This window comes from Mesorhizobium sp. M4B.F.Ca.ET.203.01.1.1 (assembly GCF_004791025.1).
GTDB lineage: Bacteria > Pseudomonadota > Alphaproteobacteria > Rhizobiales > Rhizobiaceae > Mesorhizobium > Mesorhizobium abyssinicae.
Window position 1 is genome coordinate 76,995 of record NZ_SRUO01000006.1, and the last position, 22,665, is coordinate 99,659.

At 65.9% G+C, this 22,665-nt stretch carries 18 protein-coding genes and 1 pseudogene; 11 read left to right on the plus strand and 8 right to left on the minus strand.

The features are described 5' to 3' along the window. Positions 1-42 precede the first annotated feature (42 nt). A complete protein-coding gene (gene lptE, locus EN846_RS15370; protein WP_127391490.1) occupies positions 43-624 on the minus strand; it encodes an LPS assembly lipoprotein LptE in 582 nt (193 codons plus the stop codon). Next, on the minus strand, positions 611-3,238 hold the full coding sequence (leuS, locus tag EN846_RS15375) for a leucine--tRNA ligase (protein ID WP_127391489.1): 2,628 nt from the start codon (positions 3,236-3,238) through the stop codon (positions 611-613). The genes lptE and leuS overlap by 14 nt, the downstream gene beginning before the upstream one ends. Before the next feature lie 147 nt (positions 3,239-3,385). On the opposite strand from leuS, the gene EN846_RS15380 reads away from it, so the two are divergent. Further along, positions 3,386-4,048: a YggS family pyridoxal phosphate-dependent enzyme gene (locus EN846_RS15380; protein WP_127391488.1), complete on the plus strand. Its 663-nt coding sequence runs from the start codon at positions 3,386-3,388 to the stop codon at positions 4,046-4,048. A gap of 161 nt (positions 4,049-4,209) precedes the next feature. After that, entirely contained in the window at positions 4,210-5,259 is a 1,050-nt protein-coding gene (locus EN846_RS15385; RefSeq protein ID WP_128345985.1) for an aldo/keto reductase, read from the plus strand. A 54-nt stretch (positions 5,260-5,313) separates the two neighbouring features. On the opposite strand, the gene EN846_RS15390 is transcribed toward EN846_RS15385, so the two are convergent. After that, positions 5,314-6,219, minus strand: a complete 906-nt coding sequence (locus tag EN846_RS15390; protein WP_127391486.1) for a LysR family transcriptional regulator — start codon at positions 6,217-6,219, stop codon at positions 5,314-5,316. Positions 6,220-6,341: 122 nt separating this feature from the next. On the opposite strand from EN846_RS15390, the gene EN846_RS15395 reads away from it, so the two are divergent. Next, positions 6,342-7,523: an MFS transporter gene (locus EN846_RS15395; RefSeq protein WP_127391492.1), complete on the plus strand. Its 1,182-nt coding sequence runs from the start codon at positions 6,342-6,344 to the stop codon at positions 7,521-7,523. A gap of 38 nt (positions 7,524-7,561) precedes the next feature. Beyond that, complete coding sequence (locus tag EN846_RS15400; RefSeq protein WP_127391485.1) at positions 7,562-8,596, plus strand: aldo/keto reductase; 1,035 nt, start codon at positions 7,562-7,564, stop codon at positions 8,594-8,596. A gap of 180 nt (positions 8,597-8,776) precedes the next feature. Here the strand turns inward: EN846_RS15400 and EN846_RS15405 are convergent, their stop codons facing one another. Further along, on the minus strand, positions 8,777-9,049 hold the full coding sequence (locus EN846_RS15405) for an aspartate-semialdehyde dehydrogenase (protein ID WP_127283041.1): 273 nt from the start codon (positions 9,047-9,049) through the stop codon (positions 8,777-8,779). Positions 9,050-9,353: 304 nt separating this feature from the next. Here EN846_RS15405 and acs point away from each other — a divergent pair, with 304 nt between their 5' ends. Together acs and EN846_RS15415 are read left to right on the plus strand one after the other, a co-directional pair. After that, positions 9,354-11,309, plus strand: a complete 1,956-nt coding sequence (gene acs / locus EN846_RS15410; protein WP_127391484.1) for an acetate--CoA ligase — start codon at positions 9,354-9,356, stop codon at positions 11,307-11,309. Continuing rightward, complete coding sequence (locus EN846_RS15415) at positions 11,309-12,058, plus strand: MOSC domain-containing protein (RefSeq protein WP_127391483.1); 750 nt, start codon at positions 11,309-11,311, stop codon at positions 12,056-12,058. Before acs ends, EN846_RS15415 begins: the two co-directional genes overlap by 1 nt. A gap of 312 nt (positions 12,059-12,370) precedes the next feature. Here the strand turns inward: EN846_RS15415 and EN846_RS15420 are convergent, their stop codons facing one another. Continuing rightward, entirely contained in the window at positions 12,371-13,783 is a 1,413-nt protein-coding gene (locus tag EN846_RS15420) for a pilus assembly protein (protein WP_127391482.1), read from the minus strand. 408 nt (positions 13,784-14,191) lie between these two features. Continuing rightward, complete coding sequence (locus tag EN846_RS15425; RefSeq protein WP_127310069.1) at positions 14,192-15,061, minus strand: transglutaminase family protein; 870 nt, start codon at positions 15,059-15,061, stop codon at positions 14,192-14,194. 252 nt (positions 15,062-15,313) lie between these two features. Between EN846_RS15425 and EN846_RS15430 the strand changes: the two genes are divergently transcribed. Next, positions 15,314-15,976 (plus strand): HAD-IA family hydrolase, encoded by a 663-nt coding sequence (locus EN846_RS15430; RefSeq protein WP_127392989.1) that lies wholly within the window; start codon positions 15,314-15,316, stop codon positions 15,974-15,976. Between the two features lie 44 nt (positions 15,977-16,020). On the opposite strand, the gene EN846_RS15435 is transcribed toward EN846_RS15430, so the two are convergent. Further along, complete coding sequence (locus tag EN846_RS15435; RefSeq protein ID WP_127286787.1) at positions 16,021-16,242, minus strand: DUF1674 domain-containing protein; 222 nt, start codon at positions 16,240-16,242, stop codon at positions 16,021-16,023. Positions 16,243-16,344: 102 nt separating this feature from the next. On the opposite strand from EN846_RS15435, the gene htpX reads away from it, so the two are divergent. Together htpX and EN846_RS15445 are read left to right on the plus strand one after the other, a co-directional pair. Continuing rightward, positions 16,345-17,364 carry a zinc metalloprotease HtpX gene (htpX, locus tag EN846_RS15440; protein ID WP_127286786.1) on the plus strand — a complete coding sequence of 340 codons (1,020 nt, stop codon included), beginning with the start codon at positions 16,345-16,347 and terminating at the stop codon, positions 17,362-17,364. Beyond that, entirely contained in the window at positions 17,361-18,737 is a 1,377-nt protein-coding gene (locus EN846_RS15445; protein ID WP_245493236.1) for an RsmB/NOP family class I SAM-dependent RNA methyltransferase, read from the plus strand. The genes htpX and EN846_RS15445 overlap by 4 nt, the downstream gene beginning before the upstream one ends. Before the next feature lie 144 nt (positions 18,738-18,881). On the opposite strand, the pseudogene EN846_RS15455 reads toward EN846_RS15445, so the two are convergent. Continuing rightward, positions 18,882-19,782: pseudogene (locus EN846_RS15455) on the minus strand (phytanoyl-CoA dioxygenase family protein). Between the two features lie 94 nt (positions 19,783-19,876). Here EN846_RS15455 and EN846_RS15460 point away from each other — a divergent pair. Further along, positions 19,877-20,713, plus strand: a complete 837-nt coding sequence (locus tag EN846_RS15460; protein WP_127392993.1) for a helix-turn-helix domain-containing protein — start codon at positions 19,877-19,879, stop codon at positions 20,711-20,713. Between the two features lie 158 nt (positions 20,714-20,871). Next, positions 20,872-22,596, plus strand: a complete 1,725-nt coding sequence (locus EN846_RS15465; RefSeq protein WP_127392992.1) for a heparinase II/III family protein — start codon at positions 20,872-20,874, stop codon at positions 22,594-22,596. The last annotated feature ends 69 nt before the right edge of the window (positions 22,597-22,665 follow it).

Consider the following 22,665-nt stretch of genomic DNA (forward strand, 5'->3'; position numbering starts at 1 on the left):
CGCCGGCAGATGGCCGCCGGAGTAGAATTTCCAAACGGTCTCTCAGGCCTTCTTGCCGTGCTTGACCAGATCCTGCGCCACCGAGAGCCTGAGCAGGTCCGCCAGCTCGCGCGCGGCGCGGTTCTCGGCATCGATCTGTGCCCGGTAGGACGCGTATTCCTGGCGCGGCCGGTCGAAGGACGACGGCACCGAGCGCTTGCCGGTGGCGATGACCGTGCCGGTGCTCGCATCGGTCAGCACATAGGACGAGGTCAGCGTCACCGTGCCCGCGGTCGGCTCGTCCTCGTCGGTCTGTATCTGCACAAGTGCTGCCGATTCGACCAGTTCGGTGACGCCGAGATCGAGTATGTAGGCAGGCGTTGCCGGCTCGCCGGCGCCCTGGCCGAGGCCGAAGATCAGATTGTTGCGCACCTGCTGCGCGTAGCGGGTCTTGACCGGCTTGACCGAGATCGACGCCAGCTCAGCGGCGGCGCCGACTGTCGAGCCGCCGGTGAGCGGCGCGTTCGAATAGAGCGGCCTGACGGTGCAGGCCGACACCAATGCCAGCGAGGCGACCAGGCCGTACAGCGCGGTGCGGCCGAGCAAGCGCGTCACACCAGTCTTTTCCCGATCAGGCAACGACATTGACGATCCTCTGCGGCACGATGATCACCTTGCGGGGCGCCTTACCTTCCAGCGCCTTCTGCACGAATTCGAGGGCCAGCACCGCCTTTTCGACCGCACCTTGGTCCGCGTCGCGGGCAATTGTCAAATCCCCGCGCTTCTTGCCGTTGACCTGGACCGGCAGCACGATCTCGTTGTCGACGACAAGCGCCGGATCGTAGACCGGCCACGGCCGTTCGGCGACCATTTCGGTGCCGCCCAGCGTCTCCCAGCACTCCTCGGCCAGATGCGGCATGACCGGCGCGATCAGATGCACCAGGATCTCCACCGCCTCGCGGCAGGCGCCCTTCAGCGCGGCGTCGGCCTTGCCTTCGGCCGCCTCGTTGAGCGGCGTGGTCAAGGCGTTGGCGAGCTCGTAGATGCGAGCGATTGCGCGATTGAAGCCGAGCTTCTCGATATCCTCGCCGACCGCCTTGAGTATCTTGTGCGCGGCCTTGGAGACGGCGCCGGCCTCGCCCTCTCTCGCAGCCTCGGGCTTCACGCCGGCCAGCTGCTCGGCCGCGATCGACACCAGGCGCCAGATGCGCTGGACGAAGCGATGCGCGCCGGCGGCGCCGTCGTCGGTCCATTCCACGTCGCGCTCTGGGGGCGAATCCGACAGCATGAACCAGCGCGCGGTATCGGCGCCGTAGCCGTCGGTGATCTCTTCCGGGCTCACCGTGTTCTTCTTCGACTTCGACATCTTCTCCAGCGGGCCGATGACAGCCTCCTCGCCGGTGGCGATGTCGACGGCGCGGCGCTTGCCGCCGACGTCCTCGAGCCTGACCTCGCCCGGCGACAGCCAGCGTCCGTTGTTGGACGGCCCGCCGACACGGTAGGTCTCGTGCACCACCATGCCTTGCGTGAACAGGCCCTTGAACGGCTCGGCGAGATCGAGATGGCCGGTCTCGCGCATCGCGCGGGTGAAGAAGCGCGAATAGAGCAAATGCAGGATCGCGTGCTCGATGCCGCCGATATACTGGTCGACCGCCAGCCATTCGTCGGCCGCCTTCGGCTCAGTCGGATCGTTGGCCCACGGCGCGGTGAAGCGCGCGAAATACCAGGACGAATCGACGAACGTGTCCATCGTGTCGGTCTCGCGCCGCGCCGGCTTGCCGCATTGCGGGCAATTGACGTGCCGCCAGGTCGGGTGGCGGTCGAGCGGGTTGCCCGGCCGGTCGAACTCGATGTCGTCGGGCAGCTTGACCGGCAGGTCGGCCTTCGGCACCGGCACCACGCCGCAATCCTCGCAGTGGATCATCGGGATCGGGCAGCCCCAGTAGCGCTGGCGCGAAATGCCCCAGTCGCGCAGGCGGAAGTTCACCTTGCGCTCGGCCATCGGCCGGTTGCCGATCGTCTTCTTTTCCAGCAGCTTGGCCACCTCGTCGAAGGCCTTCTCCGGCTTCATGCCGTCGAGGAAGCGCGAATTGATCATCACGCCGTCGTCAACATAGGCCTCCTCGATGATCTGGAAGGTCTTGGCGTCGCCGCCTTCCGGCATCACCACGGGGATCACCGGCAGGCCGTATTTGTTGGCGAAGTCGAGGTCGCGCTGGTCGCCGGACGGGCAGCCGAAGATCGCGCCGGTGCCGTATTCCATCAGCACGAAATTGGCGACATAGACCGGCAGCGTCCAGTTCTCGTCGAACGGATGGACGACCCGGATGCCGGTGTCGAAGCCCTTCTTCTCGGCCGTTTCCAGCGCCGCCACCGAGGTGCCCATATGGCGCACCTCGTCGATGAACTTGGCCAGCTCGACATTCTCCTCGGCAGCCTTCTTTGCCAGCGGATGGTCGGCGGCGACCGCCATGAACGAGGCGCCGAAAATGGTGTCCGGCCTGGTCGTGTAGACCTCCAGCTCATGCTCGCCCGCGACCGGCTTGGCCAGCGGCCAGCGGATCAGCAGCCCTTCCGAGCGGCCGATCCAGTTGTGCTGCATCAGCTTGACCTTCTCCGGCCATTCGTCGAGGCCTTCGAGCGAATCCAGCAGGTCCTGCGCGAAGTCGGTGATCTTGAAGAACCACTGCGTCAGTTCGCGCTGCTCGACCAGCGCGCCGGAGCGCCAGCCGCGACCGTCGATGACCTGCTCGTTGGCGAGCACCGTCATGTCCTCCGGGTCCCAGTTGACCTTGGAGGATTTGCGCGTCACCAGCCCCTTCTCGACGAAGTCGAGGAACAGCATCTGCTGGCGGTGGTAGTAGTCGACGTCGCAGGTGGCGAACTCGCGCGCCCAGTCGAGCGACAGGCCCATGACCTTGAGCTGCTCGCGCATGGTGGCGATGTTCTCATAGGTCCAGTCCTTGGGGTGGACCTTGTTCTGCATCGCCGCGTTCTCGGCCGGCATGCCGAAGGCGTCCCAGCCCATCGGGTGCAGCACGTTGAAACCCTTGGCGCGCTTGTAGCGCGCCACGACGTCGCCCATCGTGTAGTTGCGGGTGTGGCCGATATGGATGCGCCCCGACGGATAGGGGAACATCTCCAGCACGTAGTATTTCGGCTTCGGATCGGCGTTGTCGGCCTCGAACAGCTTCTTTTCGGCCCAGGCCTTCTGCCATTTGGGCTCTGACGCGCGCGGATTGTATCGTTCGGTTGCCATCGGATGTTTTTCACTTAAAAGCTGGCACGAACCGCGGGGCAATGCCCGGCGGCCCAGGAAAATGTCGTCGCGGTGTTCACCATGGATTGCCGGACCCGTCAACTGCGGCGAGCCGGCGAGGACCAAAACTACAGGCAGGATATGGGCATGACGAGCGCCGTCGAACAGCTTTTTGCCGTCAAGGCAAGGATTGCCGCCGCCGCGCGCGACGCCGGCCGCGACCAAGGCGCGGTCACGCTGGTGGCGGTGTCAAAGACCTTCGAGGCCGCATCGATCAGCCCGGTCATCGAGGCCGGCCAGCGGGTCTTCGGCGAAAACCGCGTGCAGGAGGCGCAAGGCAAATGGCCGGCGCTGAAGCATCAATTTCCCGGCATCGAATTGCATCTGATCGGTCCGCTGCAGTCGAACAAGGCCAAGGAAGCGGTCGCGCTGTTCGACGTCATCGAGACCGTGGACCGCGAGAAGATCGCCGCCGAACTTGCCAAGGAGATCGCACGGCAGGGCCGGAAGCCAAAACTCTACGTTCAGGTCAACACCGGCTCGGAGCCGCAAAAGGCCGGCATCGAGCCGCGCGAGGCGGTCGCCTTCGTCAGGCGCTGCCAAGAGGTGCACGGCCTCGCCATCGAAGGCCTGATGTGCATCCCGCCGGCTGATGAGAACCCCGGCCCGCACTTCGCGCTGCTGGAGAAGCTCGGCAAGGAGGCCGGCGTCGCGAAGCTCTCGATGGGCATGTCCGGCGACTACCAGACGGCCATCGCCTTCGGCGCGACCGGCGTCCGGGTCGGCTCGGCGATCTTCGGCAGCCGATAGCTGGGCGATGAATCTTGCCGCAAAGGCTTGCCAGGCCTAGCGGTGGCTGCCCGACGGTTCTCTTGAGCCAGTTGCCCGCCTTGCTTGCTCCAGCACTTGAAACGGAACGTACCGTTCCTATTTGCTCAGCGTCATTCCCATTCCTCCCTGGAGCTCCCACCATGCGCTACAATCAACTCGGAAACACCGGGCTGTTCGTCTCCGAACTTTGCCTCGGCACCATGACCTTCGGCGCCGCCGGCGAGAACGCCCAATGGGGCCTGATCGCCAGCCTCGACCAGAAAGGCGTCAACGAGATCGTCGGCCGCTCGATTGCCGCCGGCGTCAACTTCTTCGACACGGCCGACGTCTACTCCTTCGGCGCCTCCGAAAGACTGCTCGGCCAGTCGCTCCACGACCTCGGCGTCAAAAGGTCGGACGTCATCATCGCCACCAAGGTGCATGGCGTCATGGGCGAGGGCCCGAACCAGCGCGGCTCCTCCCGCGGCCACATCATGGATTCGGTCGAGGCCAGCCTCGAACGGCTGCAGCTCGATCACATCGACCTCTACCAGCTGCACGGCACCGACACGGTGAGCCCGATCGACGAGACGCTGCGGGCGCTCGACGATCTCGTGTCCAGCGGCAAGGTGCGTTACGTCGGCGTCTCGAACTGGCAAGCCTGGCGCATCGCCAAAGCGCTGGGCATTGCCGAGCGAAAGGGATTTGCCCGCTTCGAGACCGTGCAGTCCTACTATTCGATCGCCGGCCGCGACCTCGAACGCGAGATCGTGCCGCTGCTCAATGAGGAGAAGCTCGGCCTGATGGTCTGGTCACCGATGGCCGGCGGCCTGCTCTCCGGCAAATACGGTCCGGGCGCGCCCGGCAATGGCGAAGGCCGCCGCGCCTCCTTCAACTTCCCGCCGGTCAACGAGGATCGCGCCTGGGCGGCGGTCGCCGTCATGCGCGAGATCGCCAGGAAGCACGATGTCAGCGTTGCCACGGTGGCGCTCGGCTACGTGCTGGCCAAGCCCTTCGTGATGAGCGTCATCATCGGCGCCAGCCGCATGGACCAGCTCGAGCAGAACCTTGCCGCCACCGCGCTGAAGCTCGACGCCGAGGATCTCGCCAGGCTGGACGAGGTCAGCGCGCTGCCCTCCGAATATCCCGGCTGGATGCTGGACCGGCAGGGCGCGGGCCGGCGCCCGGCGCCGTTCGTGCCGAAGGCCTAGTTCGTCCGCTTCGTCTGAGCAGCCGCGCGTCCCTCGGGCGCGCGGCTTCCTCGTTCAGAGCCGCACCGTTTCGACCAGAAAATCGAGAAAGGCACGCACCCTGGCCGGCAGGTGCTTGCCCTGGCCGACATAGACGGCGTGGGTCATTTCCTCGTCGCCGGGATTGAAATCCTCGAGCAACGGCACCAGCTGGCCGGCGGCGATGTCGGGCTCGACATGCCAGCGCGCCAGCCGAGCGATGCCCGCGCCGGCAAGAGCCATCAGCCGCATCGCCTCGCCGTCGCTGACCTGGGCATTGCCCGTGATTGGGACCACGGTGGCACGGCCGGCCCTGTCGGCAAACGGCCAGCCGTCGATATGGCGCGCGAAGCGGAAGCCCATGCGGTTGTGGCGATCGAGATCGGCCGGCGTGCGCGGCGTGCCGCGCGCATCGAGGTAGGAAGGTGCCGCGACCACCACCACGCCGCTCTGCCCGAGCTTGCGTGCCACCAGCCGTGATTCGCCGAGCGGCCCGGCGCGGATGGCGACATCGGCGCGCTCCTCCATCAGGTCGATGACATGGTCGGTCAGGACGATGTCGACCGAGATTTCGGGATAGCGCTCCAGGAAGCTCGGCAAAAGCGGGATCAGCCGGTGCTGGCCGAACGGCACATAGGAGTTGATCCTGAGCAGGCCGCGCGGCGCGGCACCCGCTGCTGCCTCGCGCTCGGCCGCCGCCATGTCGGCCAGGATGCGCACGCCGCTGTCGTGGAAGGCGGCCCCTTCCGGCGTGAGCTGCAGCCTGCGCGTCGAACGACTGACCAGGCGGGCGCCGAGCCGCGCCTCCAGCCGCGCGATCAGCTTGCTCACCGCCGACGGCGTCATGCGCAGCGCGCGCGCCGCCGCCGAAAAGCTGCCAGCCTCGACGACGCGGACAAACACCTCGATCTCGCCGGAGCGGTTTATCTCTGATCTCGCCATCTAAGAATCTATTTCACAACCGATGTGCCTCGGGCAAGTCTGGTTCACAGACGGCAGCAACACGATCTTCCGAGCCGGGACGCGGGGAAGTGCGTCCCGGCACCACCAACGGGACGATCGCCATGCCTCTTGCTCTCTATGCCCTTGCCGCCGGCGCCTTTGGCATCGGCGTCACCGAGTTCGTCATCATGGGCCTGCTGCTCGAGGTCAGCGGCGACCTTGGAGTCTCGATCTCGGCCGCTGGCCAGCTGATCTCCGGCTATGCGCTGGGCGTCGTTATCGGCGCGCCGCTGCTCACCATCGCCACCGGCCGCTGGCCGCGCAAGACCGTGCTCCTGGCGCTGATGGCGATCTTCACCCTTGGCAATCTGGCCTGCGCGCTCGCTCCCGATTACTGGACGCTCATGGGCGCCCGCGTGCTCACCGCCTTTGCCCACGGCACCTTCTTCGGCGTCGGCTCGGTCGTGGCGACGGGGCTGGTCGCGCCCAACAGGAAAGCCTCGGCGATCGCGCTGATGTTCACCGGGCTGACCGTCGCCAATATCCTCGGCGTTCCCTTCGGCACCTGGCTCGGCCAGGCCTTCGGCTGGCGCGCCACCTTCTGGGCGGTGACGCTGGTTGGCATCGCGGCCTTCGCGGTCATCTTGGCCCTGGTGCCGCGCGACCAGCCAGAGCCCCAGAAGAGCAATCTGCGCGCCGATCTCGCGGTGCTCGGCCGCGCACCCGTCCTGCTCGGCTTCGCCACCACCGTGCTTGGCTATGCCGGCGTCTTTGCCGTCTTCACCTACATCGCTCCGATGCTGACCGAAATCAGCGGCTTTCCGGAAGCGGCGGTGTCGCCGATCCTGCTGGTCTTCGGCGGCGGCCTCATCGCCGGCAACCTGGTCGGCGGCAAGGCCGCCGACCGCTGGCTGGTGCCGTCCGTGCTCGGCAGCTTGATCGTGCTGGCGCTGGTACTTGGCCTGATGACCTTCGCCCTGCAGAGCCAGGTGCTTGCGGTCATCTTTGTCGGCCTGCTCGGCGCCGCTGCCTTCGCCACCGTGGCGCCGCTGCAGATGTGGGTGCTGGAAAAGGCCGAAGGCGCCGGGCAGAGCCTCGCCTCCTCCTTCAACATCGCCGCCTTCAACCTCGGCAATGCGGCCGGCGCCTGGCTGGGCGGCGCGGTCATCTCCCATGGTCCGGGCCTCGGCGCAGTGACCTGGGTTGCCGCCCTGCTGCCGCTTTCGGCACTCGGCGTCACGGCACTGGCGCTGCGCCTCGATCGCACCACGATATTAGGCGAGCCGGCATCCGCCCGCTCGTAACAACCCGACAAACCCCTTCGACACCACAGGAGCAAAAAATGGACTATCGACGTCTTGGCGCCTCGGGCCTGAAGGTTCCGGCGCTCTCGTTCGGGGCCGGCACCTTTGGCGGCTCCGGCCCGCTGTTCGGCGCCTGGGGCAACAGCGATGCGCAAGAGGCGCGCCGGCTGCTCGACATCTGCCTCGAGGCCGGCGTCAACCTCTTCGACACCGCCGATGTCTATTCGAACGGCGCTTCGGAGGAGGTGCTGGGCGCGGCGATCAAGGGCCGCCGCGACGCCGTGCTGATCTCGACCAAGACATCGCTGCCGATGGGCGACGGGCCAGCCGACTACGGCTCCTCGCGCTCGCGTCTGATCAAGGCGGTGGAGGACGCGCTCAGGCGTCTCGGCACCGACTATATCGACCTCTTGCAATTGCACGCCTTCGATGCCGGCACGCCGATCGAGGAGGTGCTGTCGACGCTGGACGACCTCGTGCGCGCCGGCAAGCTGCGCTATGTCGGCGTCTCCAATTTTTCCGGTTGGCAGGTGATGAAGTCGCTCGGTCTGGCGAAGCAGCACGGCTATCCGCGCTACGCCGCGCATCAGGTCTACTATTCGCTTCTCGGCCGCGACTATGAATGGGAGTTGATGCCGCTCGGCCTCGACCAGGGCGTCGGCGCGCTGGTGTGGAGCCCGCTCGGCTGGGGCCGGCTGACCGGCAAGATCCGCCGCGGGCAGCCGTTGCCGGAAATGAGCCGGCTGCACGACACGGCAAGCTTCGGCCCGCCGGTCGAGGACCAGCACCTGTTCAAGGTCGTCGAGGCGCTCGACGCCGTGGCAGAGGAAACCGGCAAGACCGTGCCGCAGATCGCCATCAACTGGCTCCTGCAACGGCCGACCGTCTCCTCCGTCATCATCGGCGCCCGCAACGAAGAGCAGTTGCGCCAGAACCTCGGCGCCGTCGGCTGGGCGTTGACGCCGGAGCAGATGAAGAAGCTCGACACGGCAAGCGAAGTCACCGCGCCCTACCCGTATTTCCCTTATCGCCGCCAGGAAGGTTTCGCCCGGCTCAATCCGCCGACGATGTGAGGGCTGGCGCCGCCTAATCTCCCCCCTCAAGGGGGAGATGTCGCCAAAGGCGACAGAGGGGTCGCCGCGCGTGAAGCGCCGACTTGATCTTCACGGTTCCGCAAGGGCGTCGCGCTCTATGTGAGACGACCGCCTCTGGCCGCTTTGCGGCCATCTCCCCCTCAAGGGGGGAGATTAGCCTCAATGCAGCACGAACTCTCCATCCACCTTGCGCCACTCGTTCGGCGCGATCAGCGTCTGGTGCGTGTAGGTCACCGAATGCAGCGGCCCGTCGAGCTTGGCCTTCCAGAACTCGATGAAGCGGATCAGCACCGGAAACTTCGGCGCGATGTCGTAGTCCTGCCAGATGTAGCTCTGCAAGAGATGCGGATGGTCCGGGAAATGATAGAGAATCTTGGCCGTGGTCAGCCCATACCCCTTGAGCATCAGATCGATTTCGGAATGATCATACATTGCAGCCCCCTGCGACGATCTCCTTTCCTCCCAATGTCGGATTCTGCGCTCAGTTGCTTAACTGTCTATTGATTTTTTCTGATCGTATCGGCCTTTTCCTTCGCCAAAACATGCAGTTAGCAGCGATGGGCGGAGAGTGCTGACAGGGTGTTGCGATGCCCCTGCGTCATCCCGCCGCGCGAATCCAACGTCTAATATTGCCGTCGGCGCGGAACTGTTAATAATGCGCCCGAATTCGCGGCCGCGTCGCCGCGTCGCCGCCGGCGCTTCAAGCCAGCGGAACAGTCCGGGAGGAAAGCGAAGAATGTCCGAGGTTCACGTCCATCGGGTGCAGCCGGCGTGGAAGAAGAACGCGCTGATCGACAACGATACCTATCTCAAATGGTACGCCGACAGCATCAAGAGCCCGGACAAGTTCTGGGGCAAGCACGGCAAGCGCATCGACTGGTTCAAGCCTTTCAGCAAGGTCAAGAACACCTCGTTCGACGGCAAGGTCTCGATCAAATGGTTCGAGGACGGCGAGACCAACGTGTCCTGGAACTGCATCGACCGCCACCTGAAGAAGCGCGGCGACCAGACCGCCATCATCTGGGAAGGCGACAATCCCTATGACGACAGGAAGGTCACCTACAACGAGCTCTACGCGCATGTCTGCCGCTTCGCCAATGTGCTGAAGAAGCACGGCGTCAAGAAGGGCGACCGCGTCACCATCTACATGCCGATGATCCCGGAAGCAGCCTATGCGATGCTGGCCTGCACGCGGATCGGCGCCATCCATTCGGTCGTCTTCGGCGGCTTCTCGCCGGACGCGCTGGCCGGCCGCATCGACGACTGCAAGTCGACCATCGTCATCACCGCTGACGAGGGCCTGCGCGGCGGCAAGCATGTGCCGTTGAAGGAAAACACCGACAAGGCGATCGAGATCGCCGCCAGGGCCGGCACCGCGGTCGACAAAGTGGTGGTGGTGCGCCGCACCGGCGGCAAGGTCGGCTGGGCGCCGGGGCGCGACGTCTGGTACCACGAGGAAGCCGCCACCGTTAAGGCCGACTGCAAGCCGGAGAGGATGAAGGCCGAGGATCCGCTGTTCATCCTCTACACCTCCGGCTCGACCGGTAAGCCGAAGGGCGTGTTGCACACCACCGCCGGCTATCTCGTCTACGCCTCGATGACGCACCAATATGTCTTCGACTACCACGACGGCGACATCTACTGGTGCACCGCCGATGTCGGCTGGGTCACCGGCCACAGCTACATCGTCTACGGCCCTCTCGCCAACGGCGCCACCACGCTGATGTTCGAGGGCGTGCCGAACTACCCCTCGCAGTCGCGCTTCTGGGAAGTCATCGACAAGCACAAGGTCAACATCTTCTACACCGCGCCGACGGCGCTGCGCGCGCTGATGGGCGCCGGCGACAGCCATGTGACGAAGACCTCGCGCAAGTCGCTGCGCGTGCTGGGCTCGGTCGGCGAGCCGATCAATCCGGAAGCCTGGGAGTGGTATTTCAACGTCGTCGGCAACGGCAAGGTGCCGATCGTCGACACCTGGTGGCAGACCGAGACCGGCGGCATCCTGATCACGCCGCTGCCCGGCGCGACCAACCTCAAGGCCGGCTCGGCGACGCGGCCCTTCTTCGGCGTCCAGCCGCAACTGGTCGACGGCGACGGCAAGGTGCTCGAGGGCGCCGCCGACGGCAATCTCTGTATCACCGATTCCTGGCCCGGCCAGATGCGCACCGTCTATGGCGACCACGACCGTTTCGTGCAGACCTATTTCTCGACCTACAAGGGCAAGTACTTCACCGGCGACGGCTGCCGCCGCGACGCCGACGGCTATTACTGGATCACCGGTCGCGTCGACGACGTGCTCAACGTCTCCGGCCACCGCATGGGCACCGCCGAGGTCGAATCGGCGCTGGTCAGCCACGACAAGGTCTCCGAGGCCGCGGTCGTCGGCTATCCGCACGACATCAAGGGCCAGGGCATCTACTGCTATGTCACGCTGATGGCCGGCGAGACGCCGAGCGACGGCCTGCGCAAGGAATTGGTCGACCATGTCCGCAAGGAGATCGGCGCCATCGCCACGCCCGACAAGCTCCAGTTCGCGCCGGGCCTGCCGAAGACCCGCTCGGGCAAGATCATGCGCCGCATCCTGCGCAAGATCGCCGAGGACGATTTCGGCGCGCTTGGCGACACCTCGACGCTGGCCGATCCGGCCGTCGTCGACGACCTCGTGGCCAACCGGCAAAACAAGAAGAGCTGATGGCCGACGCCGCGGCCCTGGGCACGGTCAGCCAGCTCTGGCGCTATCCGGCAAGCTCGCTCGCCGGTGAGCGCCAGGACGCGATCGAGGTCGGGAGCCGCACCGTCGCCGGCGACCGCCTGTTCGGCCTCGTCGATGCGACAAATGGTGAGATCGCACGGCCGGACCGGGAGGCGAAATGGCACAAGGTGCCGTTGATCCGCACCCGGCTGTCGAAGGCCCGCGAGCTGGAAGTCGCCGTCCCCGGCGGCGGCTGGCTGGCGGCGCCCGGGGCCGAAAGCGATCGCGCCGTGTCCGCCTTCCTCGGCTTCGAAGCCTCGATCCGGCCGTTCGACCAGGATAACGCCGCGCCCTCCTATGCCGGCCCGCTGACCGAGGCGCGCTATGCCAAGGCGCCGATCCATCTGCTGACCACCGCCTCGCTGGCGCGGCTGAAGGCGCTGCATCCGGAAGGGGCGGCCGACCCACGCCGCTTCCGCCCGAACATCGTCGTCGACATGGAACCGGTCGAGGGCTCGTTTCCCGAAACCGAATGGATCGGCCGCAAGCTGGCCGTCGGCGACCTGCTGCTGACGGTCTCGGAGCCGTGCCGGCGCTGCGGCTTCACAATCATCGCCCAGGACGGTTTCGACAGCGATCCCGGCATCCTGCGCAATCTGGTGCGCCACAACGCCCACAATCTCGGCGTCTACTGCACTGTCGACCGGCCGGCGCGGGTCGAGATCGGCGCGCCGATGCGCTTCGTCTGACCAAGGCGCCGCGCACCGTTTTCGTCTGCCCCTTGTCTTTTGCTGCAACGCACCCCATCATGAAGGTGTGTTCAACAGATCGAAAGGAGGTGATCCGATGTCGAGTGATTTCGTTTTCCAGAACGTGGCCTCAGCGGATTGCACTTTCGGGAAGCAGTCTTCCCGTTAAGGCGCGAGAAGCGCGGCAGGTGATGCGATGGCATCACCGCCAGAGACCGCGCCATGGACGGAAACACGGAAGGCCGCCGGCTTCGTCAAGAAGCGGCGGCCTTTTCCGTTTGTGGGAGTTGCGCAGGCTCGCCGGGGAACGCCTCAGCGATTGATCGTGAGCTTCTCGATATTCTTGGTGATCTTGCCGAAGGCTTCGGCCAGTTCCGGACCGTTCGCCGCCTCATAATAGTGCTTGAGCGACGACGTATCCGCCGTGGCGCAATCCTTGAGCAAGGTCTTTGCCTGGTTGCGCTCCGTCGTTGTCATCGACGGATCGTTGAGATCGAAGCCGATGGTGAAGATCTCGATGCCGTCGCGCTTCATGTTGGAGCAGATGCTTTCGGCGTTGCCGCGCGACATCTGGCCGGCGTCCTGTGATTTCGGCGCGCCGCGTGCTCCGGCGAAGGCGGTGTTGAACTGGCCGTCCGTCATCAGGATGGCGATCTTGGCCACCTTCCTGCTGTCGAAATTGGCGGGACCGGCGCCGAGGCCGGCATCGGCGATGGCGGAGCGCCACGCCGGGGAGAGCATGTAGTAGCCCCACTGCGCGGCGATCCCGCCGGACGTGACGCCCGCGGCGCTGAAATGATCGATGGCGGTGAGCAGCTTTGCTTCATCGGCCGTCAACGGAACGAGGGCCGCCGAAGGGCATACTTTCATGCGGTAGTCGCGGTTGACCTTGGCCTGGTAAGTCTTGCCCTTGTTGTCGAGACGCAGCGTGTAGGGTCCGTCGGAGGAATAGTCTGCATAGCCGTCCTTGTCCTTGCGCTCGGTCGCGCATTTGTCCGGCGCCGACGTCGCCGAAGCCGAGACAGGCGCATCGATCGGCGGCGGAACCTTCGGGCCATTCGTCGTCTCGACGAACACGGTGCCGGCCAGGCCGCCTGTGTTGACGGCCTCGGCATAGGGGACGATTGATACGCGCACACGCGGGTTGCTGGGGTCGCGGTTCTGGCCGAGCAGATCGCTGACGGCGTTCGAAGCGGCGGCCTGCAGGTCGCCGATCTTGTTGGTCTTGGCGCGCTTGTCGGGAGCCATCGAACCGGTGACGTCGAGCATCATCGCCACCTCGATCGTCTTGTCGGAATAGAGCGCCGTGGTGGAGGCCGCGACGCGCTTGGTGTCGCCCATGCTGAACAGCGGGAAGTAGAAGGCGACATCGACATGCGCGTCCGCCCGGACGGTCTTTGCGGTCTTGTCGACCGTCAGCCTGTCGAGAACGATCTGATCGGCCTCCAGGATGCCGGCCGCGCTGTTTGCGTCGAGAAACGCCTGCACCGACTTGTTCGCATCGGCTTCCTTGATGACGCCGGTGGTCAGATCCCGCGCCGTCGAGGTGACCGCTGCGTCGACCACGCCCTGCAGGCTCGATTGGGCATTATAGAGCTGGGTGATGTTGACGCCGAAGCCGACGCCGAGCGCCAGCACCGACGCGGCAAAGCCGAACAGGATGGCGAAGTTTCCGCCGCGATCCCTGGCAAAGCCGCCCTGAACAAGACCTACAAAACGCCGCATCTTCCGCCTCCATTCGCTATCGGCCTCGAAGCCGTCTGACGGATGCGGTGCAGGATTCCGGCCGGTTGGGCCGTCACGCCGGATGGAATCCGGCGTCCTCTGGTCAAGCTCTTGTTTTTGCTTGTGTTCTAAGCGGCACAAGGTGAACGGCCGGTAAACAAAAAACCGCAGGCGCGCCGTCGTTTAGGAAGCGCTTACCATGATCGGCCTTGGCGCCGCCGAGCCGCGGAACGCGGTCCCAGTCCGGCACAGGCGCGCTGTGCCGAAGCGGATCATGGCGTTTGGGCGATCAGGCAGTCGCGGCGGGCGACCAGGGTTGTTCATCGTTTCATGAAAACGCTGACCACCTGCCTCTTGTTTTGACGCAATTCCTGACGGAAACCGTGTCACCCTTTTCCTGGAATTGCTCTACGCCAGCATGCGCGCGCTGGCCGTCCTGTCGAGACCGTGATGGGGCGGACTGAACAGATTGCGTTCCTGCTCATAGGTCCAGACCTTGAACAGGGTGAGCCGGTGCGGGCCGAAACTGTGCAGCAGCGGCACGTCGGTGGCGTCGCGGCCGCGCGCGATGACGATGCGACCGATCCTCGGAATGTTGTGGCGGGGATCGAACGCGTACCATTTGCCGTCGAGGAAGACTTCGATCCAGGCCGAGAAATCCATCGGCGCCGGGTCGACAGGCACGCCGATGTCGCCGAGATAGCCGTTCACATAGCGGGCCGGGATGTTCATGGCGCGGCAGAGCGTGATCGCCAGATGCGCGAAGTCGCGGCAGACGCCGACACGCTCCTCATGCGCCTGCGCCGCCGTGCGGGTGGCGCGCGCATAGCCGTAGCCGAACGACAGCCGGCTGTGGACATAATCGACGATCGCCTGCGCCCGTGCCCAGCCCGGCGGCAGGTTCCCGAACAGCTGCCAGGCGAGATCGCTGAGATGATCGGTCTCGCAGTAGCGGCTGCCGAGCAGATAGACCAGCGCGTCGTCGGGCAGTTCCGCCACCGGCGTTTCCCCGGCCAGCGTGTTGACCTCGTCCGGCTCGCCGCTGTCCTCGACGACCGCGTCGTAGAGGATGCGAAAGCCCCCGGCGGGCGCGGTGAAGCGACGGCAGCTGTTGCCGTGGCGGTCGTGGTAGACCCTGGTCGGCACCGAAGGAGATGTCAGCACGCGCGTCTGCCGCTTGATGTCGGGCTGGCGCTCGCTGTGGATGTCGAGCAGTGAGATGATCGGCGTGGCTCCGGTGCATTCAATGGCGATTTCGTAGCCGAGCCGTATCAGCATCACGATTACCCCCTGCGGTCATTCTGGAAGACAGTCTTTTCAAACGCGGCAGGCCTGCCATGGTTCCGCTTGGAACGCTTTCAGGAACAGTGCGTAGTGGTCTTCCGTACGGAATTGCGCAAAACAGATATTGGAGCGGTTCGCACCGCTCCGGCGTGTCAAAAGGCAGCCTTGCGCCTTTCCACGGGCCGGCCATGAGGCTACGGTCGATCGCAGCTTAGTCCCTCCCGAAAACGACCTCCAGGATTTTAGATGTTTGCAGGCAGAAAATTCGCGGCCTTCCTGTTCGATATGGACGGCACGGTGATCAATTCCATTGCCGCGGCCGAAAGGGTGTGGACTGACTGGGCTCAGCACCAGGGCCTCGACGTGGCGGCCTTCCTGCCGACGATCCACGGCAAGCGGGCCGTCGAGACCATCGCCGGACTGATGCTTCCGGGCATCGATCCGGTGCTCGAGGCCGACACGTTGCTGAAAGCCGAAGCGGCCGATCTCGAAGGCATCGTGCCGATCGCCGGCGCGGTGGCGTTTCTGAGCTCGCTGCCGCCGGAGCGCTGGGCGATCGCCACCTCGGCGCCGCGCGAACTGGCGCTGCTGCGCATGGAGGCGGCCGGCATTCCGGTTCCCGCCGTGATCGTCGCGGCGGAGGATGTGACACGCGGCAAGCCGGCGCCCGATTGCTTCCGGCTGGCGGCCGAAAAGCTCGGCGTCGATGCGCGCGACTGCCTGATCTTCGAAGACGCGCCGGCCGGCATCGCGGCGGCGGAAGCGGCGGGTGCCACGGTGATGGTGATCAGCGCCACGCACACGCACCCGCTCGCGACGCCGCACGTCAGCATCGCCTCCTATGACGCGCTCGGCGTCGCGACCGACGACGGCTGGATCGTCCTCGAACCACAGCGCGATGCAGCCTAGGATGCGTGAGATTCAGGTCAGGCCGGCCTCACCTGGATATTCTCTCAGAAATCGCTGGTGAGACCCTTCACCTCCCAGTCGCCGTAGCGGCCGGGTTCCTTGCCGCCGCGGCCGCCGATTTCCTTGGGCATCGCGGCTTCCTTTTCGCGATATTTCCGGCGCCTCGCCTCAGCCTCCGCCAGCGCGCGGCTGGCCGCCGGCGTCAGGGTCTTTTGTGGCGCGTCGCTCGCCGCCGCGGCATCGACTTTGCTGGTCTGGTCGGTCATGCGATAGTCCCGGCGCATTGAAACAGGGGCAGGTGTCTCCCATCATATAGCCATGAACTCGCAAGGATCGACCCCTTTCGCCATCACGGACGGATCTAGACGATGAACACCCTTCGCACCGCCATGCTTCTTGCCGCGATGACGGCGCTGTTCATGGGCGTCGGCTTCCTGATCGGCGGCTCCGGCGGCATGGTGATCGCGCTGCTGATCGCCGCCGGCATGAATCTGTTCAGCTACTGGAACGCCGACAAGATGGTGCTGTCGATGAATCGCGCCGTCGAGGTCGATGCGAAGAACGCGCCCGAGTTCTACGCCATCGTCGAGGCGTTGGCCAAGCAGGCCGGCCTGCCGATGCCGAAGACCTATCTGATCGACAATCCGCAGCCGAACGCCTTCGCCACCGGCCGCAATCCCGAGAATGCCGCGGTGGCCGCCTCCACCGGGCTTCTGGAACAGCTCTCGCATGAGGAAGTGGCGGCGGTGATGGCGCACGAGCTCGCCCATGTCCAGCACCGCGACACGTTGACCATGACCATCGTCGCGACGCTGGCCGGCGCCATCTCGATGCTCGGCAACTTCGCTTTCTTCTTCGGCGGCAACCGCGACAACAACAACCCGTTCGGCTTCGTCGGCGTGCTGGTGGCGATGCTGGTTGCGCCCTTCGCCGCCATGATCGTGCAGATGGCGGTGAGCCGCACCCGCGAATACGAGGCCGACCGGCGCGGTGCCGAAATCTGCGGAAATCCGCTCTGGCTGGCATCTGCCCTTGACAAGATCGCCCGCGGCGCCGAACGCATCCGCAACCCGGATGCCGAGCGCAATCCGGCGACGGCGCACCTCTTCATCATCAATCCCCTGCACGGCGAGCGCATGGACAGTCTGTTCTCCACCCATCCCAACACCGACAACCGCATCGCCGCCCTGCAGGAGATGGCGCGCGAGATGGGCGGCCGCCCAGCGCAGGCGCCACGGCAGGCGCCGACATCCGATCCGGCGGATGACGAGCGGACGCCAGGTCCATGGGACCAGGCCGCGCGGCCGGAGCAGCCGGCGCAACCCGCCAGGCCTAGGCCCAATCCTTGGGGCCGCAACCCGACCGGGCCCAAGGGTCCGTGGTCGTGAGCGGCGCCAAACGCCGGCAGCGCACCCCAGGCGATCGTGACGACAGGACCGAGGCAGTCGCGGGCCTCGCCGCGCGCAAGGCGGCGGCGCGCTTGCTTGCCGCTGTCATCGACGCGCGCACGCCGCTCGACGGGCTGACCGACCACGAGAACGGCCACCCGCAATATCGGGCGCTCGACATGCGCGACCGCGCGCTGGTGCGCGCCATACTGGTCACCGCGCTGCGCCACCGGATGACGATCGCCGGGCTGCTTTCCCGCCGGCTGGAAAAGCCGCTGCCGCAGAACGCCACCGCGCTGTCGCACATATTGCATGTGGCGGCGGCGCAGATCCTGTTCCTCGACATTCCCGACAGCGCCGCCGTCGACCTTGCCGTCACCCATGCCAAGTCCGATCCGCGCACGCTACGCTTTTCCGGCCTCGTCAACGGCGTGCTGCGCACTCTGGCGCGGGCCAAGGACGCCGAACTCGCTCCCGCGCTGGCCGCCATCGAGGAGGCGCCGACCTGGTTTTCCGGCCGGCTGAGGGCCGCCTACGGCGCGGACAAAGCGATGGCAATCCTTGCCGCGCATCGCCACGAGGCGCCGGTCGATTTCTCGGTCAAGTCCGATCCGGTGGTCTGGGCCGAGCGGCTCGGCGGCATCGTCCTGCCGACCGGCACGGTGCGGGTGGAAAGGCTCAGTGCCTCCGTCCCCGAACTGCCCGGCTTCGCCGATGGCGCCTGGTGGGTGCAGGACGCCGCCGCCGGCCTTCCCGCCCGCCTGTTCGGCGACATCAATGGCCTGCGCGTCGCCGACCTCTGCGCTGCCCCCGGCGGCAAGACGGCGCAGCTCATCCTTGCCGGCGCGCGCGTGACCGCCGTCGACACCTCGAAGAACCGGCTGACGCGGCTGGCGCAAAATCTCGAACGCCTCGGCCTGGCCGCTGAGCTCGTGCAGACGGACCTGCTCGACTACCGGCCGGCGGAGCCGTTCGACGCCGTTCTTCTCGACGCGCCCTGCTCCTCGACCGGCACGGTCAGGCGGCATCCCGACGTGCCGTGGACCAAGACCATGGCCGATGTCGAAAAGCTCGCCGCGCTGCAGCGCAAGCTGCTCGACCGCGCCGTCGGCCTGGTCAGGCCCGGCGGGCGCATCGTCTTCTCCAACTGTTCGCTCGACCCGCTCGAAGGCGAGGAGCTTTACCGCGCTTTCCTCGCCGATACCGCCGATGTCGCCGACGATCCCATCCACCCCGGCGAGATCGCCGGCATCGATCCGTTCCTGACGCCGCACGGCACGCTGCGCACCACACCAGCCGATCTACCGCACGAATCGCCCGGACTGTCCGGTTTGGACGGCTTCTTCGCCGCCCGTATGCGGCGAGTGGCCTAGCGCCAAAGGCGGGCTGAGATTCAGGTCAGGGCGGGGACGAAAATGGTGGCTTCCGAGAACCGGAGCGGAGCGTGCTTGAAGTAAGCGAGCACCGGCAGGAAGCCGCCATTTGCAGGCTGGCCTCACCTGAATATCGGTCCGCCTTTAGAGCATGTCGTCTAGCGACCAATGCTTGCCCCACCGGGCATCGATCTCGTCATCGACGTTCTGATAGCGGATATCGGTGGAGAGCCGGATCCGCCCGGTCAGGCTTTGGTTGGTCGTCGAGGCATGGATCATGTAGGGCGAGTGAAGAACGACATCACCCGCCTCGTAGTCCGCCATCAGCCAGCGCGTATCGAACCGTTCCGCCATATCGGGCAGGTCCTTCGACACCCAGCCGCCCTCGCCCATATTGCGATTGTAGGCGCTGATGCGCTCCTCGGCGCTGAGCCCGGCATTGTCCTTCATGAACTGCGCCTCCATGGCGGCGCCGACGACGTGCGAGCCTTCGAGATAGACGAGCCCGCCCATGTCGACCGGGATGTCGCCAATCGGGATCCAGGCGGTGACCACGCGGCTGCTGCCGCCACGCAGATAGACGAGGTCGTAATGCGCCGGCGTGGCGACGGACGTGCCGGGCTGGGTGAAGCGCATGATCTTGCGCTTGTGGAGATAGGACACCCCACCCACGAACGCATCCATGAGGCGCGCCATCAGCGGCTGCGCGCAAAACCCCTCATAGGCGGTACAGACGGCGATCGGCGAGCTGGCGGTCGAACGCGCCGACGGCCGCGATGCCGAGCGAAGGGTCGTGCCCGGGCATCAGCAGACCGCTCTCGGCCAGATGCGACAGCACCCAGCCGCGGAAATCGATCACATCGCCGCGCGGCAGCAAGCCCTTCAGCCAGACATAACCTTGCCTGCCGAAGAGTTCGCGGATGGCCTCGATCCCGGCGCAAGCATCGGTGGGCATCAGATACCCCAACCGGTTCGGAGCCGTCGACAGCGCCTTGCCATTGGCCGTCAGCGCGACCGGAGGGACGATGTCGGCCGATCTTGACATTTCAATCATCCTCGACGGTTATCAGCTCCCGTGTATGTGCCTTGAACGTGGCATTGCGGCCATGGACGGAACAGCAGAGCTGGACTTTTCGCTCATGCTCGATCGACATTTTGCGCTGTACAGATCGCCGCCGGCGGCCGCGGGCGGCCTGTCGGTGACCGGGGTCGGCCGCCATCGCGTCACGCAGGCAATCACCAAGCGCAGCCTGCCCCATTTTGCCCTGGTGCTTGTGGAGGAAGGGCGCGGCTGGCTTGAAACCAGGGCCGGCGGCAAGCAGGCGATCGAGGCGCCGTCCCTGTTCTGGCTGTTCCCAGGCAGGACGCACTCCTATGGGCCGGACGGATCGGGATGGCTTGAGCGCTGGGCGCTCTTCGAAGGCGCCCTGACGCGCGATTTCACGCGGCAGCGGCTGATGATCGACGCGGCGCCGGTGGTCCCCTTGCGGGATCTTGGCGAGATGCAGCGCCTGTTTGACAGGCTGCATGCCGAACTGTCGCAGGATAGCGTGCTCAGCCGGTCGGAAGCCGCCGCGACCATGCACCAGATCGTCGTGCGGGCCGCCCGGCAAGCGGCGGGCTGGAGCGGCCGGGAGCCAGATCGCCAGGGCGCGGCCGACTTCCAGCATGTGATCGACGAATTGCGCAATCGCGCGGTCGGGCAAATCGACCTCGACGCCTTCGCCGCGGAATTCGGCGTCTCGCCGGCGACGCTGCGCCGCAAGGCCGCGCGGCTCACCGGCATGTCGCCCAAGGCATTTCAACTGCGCATCCGGCTCGATCTTGCCAAGCAAATGCTGGCCGCCTCGGATTCACCCATCGAATCAATCGCAGCCGCGGTTGGTTTCCACGACGCGTTTTATTTTTCCCGGCTGTTCCGGGATCGCGAAAATTGCTCCCCAAGCGAGTTCCGCGGCCGCCACAGGCGGAAGTGAGCGCCGAGAAACGACGCGTCAATCGGCGAGATGAACCGACTTTTTCAGGGAGGGCCGTGTCCGGATTGCGTGCACGGCCTCACTTCCGCGAAATGCGCCTTCGCATAAGTTCTTGAATCATATAAGCTTGTGCTTGGGCAGGGACATCAGGAGGGGCTTTGGCACTTGTTGCCGGAAACACGACGCGTCTATGGACGCTCGTCGCGAAGGAGTTCTGGCGCAAGACGCGCCGGCGTTTGCGCGCCGGTCCAGTCTACCGCTGGCGCTATTCCGGCCGCACGCCCGAACGCGTCCTGATCGCGCCGCCGGACCTGAGACTCGCCGATCCGCAGATCGCGCTTGAGATCTACTATGGCCGCTATCCGCTGTCCGGGCATCTCGTCGAGACCGGCGGCAAGTCCCCCTTCCAGATCGAGGTGCCCAATCGCGGCTGGCAAAAGACGTTGCACGGCTTTCGCTGGCTGCGCCATATGCGCGCGGCCGGCACCGAGCTTGCCGCCGCCAATGCCCGCGCCCTTGTCTCCGACTGGATCGCCATCCACGGCAACCAGATTTCCGGCATCGCCTGGGAGCCCGGCACCACCGCAAAGCGGGTGATTGCCTGGCTGCAGCATTCCTCCGTCGTGCTGCAGGGCGCCGAATTCCCCTTTTACCGCGCCTTCCTCAAATCGCTGGCCGTGCAGATCCGCTATCTCCGCTCGATGGCGCGGGCGATGCCCGAAGGCAAGGACAGGCTGCGCGCCCGTATCGCGCTCGCCTTCGCCGCTCTGTCGCTGCCGGCGCCGGCATCGGCGTTGCGCGGCGCCACCCGCAACCTCGCCGAGGAGCTCGACCGCCAGATCCTTCCCGACGGCGGCCATATCTCGCGCAACCCGATGACGGTGCTCGAGCTTCTTGCTGACCTTTTGCCGCTGCGCCAGACCTATGCCAACCAGGCCGAGACGCCGCCGCCGGCCTTGATGGGCGCCATCGACCGCATGCTGCCGGCATTGCGCTTCTTTCGCCATCAGGACGGCAGCCTCGCCCGCTTCAACGGCATGGGCGCGACCATTCATGACCGCATCGCCACCATCCTGCGCCACGACGACACCGTCGGCGCACCGCTGCTGCACGCGCCGCATTCCGGCTATGAACGGCTGTCGATGGGCGGCGTCACCGTCATAGCCGATACCGGCCTGCCGCCGCCGGTCGACGTCTCAAACGCCGCGCATGCCGGCTGCCTCGCCTTCGAAATGTCCTCCGGCCGCCAGCACTACATCGTCAATGCCGGCATCGACACCTATGGCGCCGCCGAGTTCCGGCCGCTGGCCCGCGCCACCGCGGCGCATTCGACCGCCACCATCAACGACACGTCCTCGGCGCGCTTCAGCCACTCGCTGCGCGTCAACGACCTGCTCGGCTCGCCCTTGATCGGCGGCCCGCAGCATGTGCCCTGCAAGCGCACCGATCAGAAGGGCAGCCAGGGTTTCCTTGCCCGTCACGATGGCTATGCCCAGCGCTTCGGCTTTCTGCACGAGCGCGAACTGAAGCTGTCGACCAATGGCAATGTGCTGGCGGGCCGGGACCGCTTCCTGCGCCCCGGGGGAGCCGCGATCCGCAACAATGGCCGCGACTTCGTCACCGTCCGCTTCCACGTCCACCCCGACATCAACCTGCTGCAGGACGAGCATGACCGGCTGGTGCTCGCCGCCGACCAGGGCGACACCTGGGTGTTCACCTGCACCGAGGTGGTGCCCGAGGTGGAGGAATCGATCTATTTCGCCGGGCTCGGCGGCCCGCGCCGCAGCCGCCAGATCGTGGTTGCCTTCAAGGCCTCCGAGCTATCGGAGGTCCACTGGCAGCTGACGCGCACGACCATCGCCGGCTACCCGGAAAACAGCTGACGGCGCGCAACGGCGTGCGATGCCAACCGCACGGTGCTTGATTTCCTGACCTCATATGCTACGGCGCGG

What these genes read in the sequence shown, in the direction of transcription:
- EN846_RS15400 (WP_127391485.1), top strand. Translation starts at nt 7,562, where the DNA reads ATGGACTATCGACGTCTTGGCGCCTCGGGCCTGAAGGTTCCGGCGCTC.
- EN846_RS15460 (WP_127392993.1), top strand. Translation starts at nt 19,877, where the DNA reads ATGCTCGATCGACATTTTGCGCTGTACAGATCGCCGCCGGCGGCCGCG.
- leuS (WP_127391489.1), bottom strand. Translation starts at nt 3,238, where the DNA reads ATGGCAACCGAACGATACAATCCGCGCGCGTCAGAGCCCAAATGGCAG.
- EN846_RS15430 (WP_127392989.1), top strand. Translation starts at nt 15,314, where the DNA reads ATGTTTGCAGGCAGAAAATTCGCGGCCTTCCTGTTCGATATGGACGGC.
- EN846_RS15405 (WP_127283041.1), bottom strand. Translation starts at nt 9,049, where the DNA reads ATGTATGATCATTCCGAAATCGATCTGATGCTCAAGGGGTATGGGCTG.
- EN846_RS15390 (WP_127391486.1), bottom strand. Translation starts at nt 6,219, where the DNA reads ATGGCGAGATCAGAGATAAACCGCTCCGGCGAGATCGAGGTGTTTGTC.
- EN846_RS15425 (WP_127310069.1), bottom strand. Translation starts at nt 15,061, where the DNA reads ATGCTGATACGGCTCGGCTACGAAATCGCCATTGAATGCACCGGAGCC.
- lptE (WP_127391490.1), bottom strand. Translation starts at nt 624, where the DNA reads ATGTCGTTGCCTGATCGGGAAAAGACTGGTGTGACGCGCTTGCTCGGC.
- EN846_RS15415 (WP_127391483.1), top strand. Translation starts at nt 11,309, where the DNA reads ATGGCCGACGCCGCGGCCCTGGGCACGGTCAGCCAGCTCTGGCGCTAT.
- EN846_RS15420 (WP_127391482.1), bottom strand. Translation starts at nt 13,783, where the DNA reads ATGCGGCGTTTTGTAGGTCTTGTTCAGGGCGGCTTTGCCAGGGATCGC.
- acs (WP_127391484.1), top strand. Translation starts at nt 9,354, where the DNA reads ATGTCCGAGGTTCACGTCCATCGGGTGCAGCCGGCGTGGAAGAAGAAC.
- EN846_RS15380 (WP_127391488.1), top strand. Translation starts at nt 3,386, where the DNA reads ATGACGAGCGCCGTCGAACAGCTTTTTGCCGTCAAGGCAAGGATTGCC.
- EN846_RS15395 (WP_127391492.1), top strand. Translation starts at nt 6,342, where the DNA reads ATGCCTCTTGCTCTCTATGCCCTTGCCGCCGGCGCCTTTGGCATCGGC.
- EN846_RS15435 (WP_127286787.1), bottom strand. Translation starts at nt 16,242, where the DNA reads ATGACCGACCAGACCAGCAAAGTCGATGCCGCGGCGGCGAGCGACGCG.
- htpX (WP_127286786.1), top strand. Translation starts at nt 16,345, where the DNA reads ATGAACACCCTTCGCACCGCCATGCTTCTTGCCGCGATGACGGCGCTG.
- EN846_RS15385 (WP_128345985.1), top strand. Translation starts at nt 4,210, where the DNA reads ATGCGCTACAATCAACTCGGAAACACCGGGCTGTTCGTCTCCGAACTT.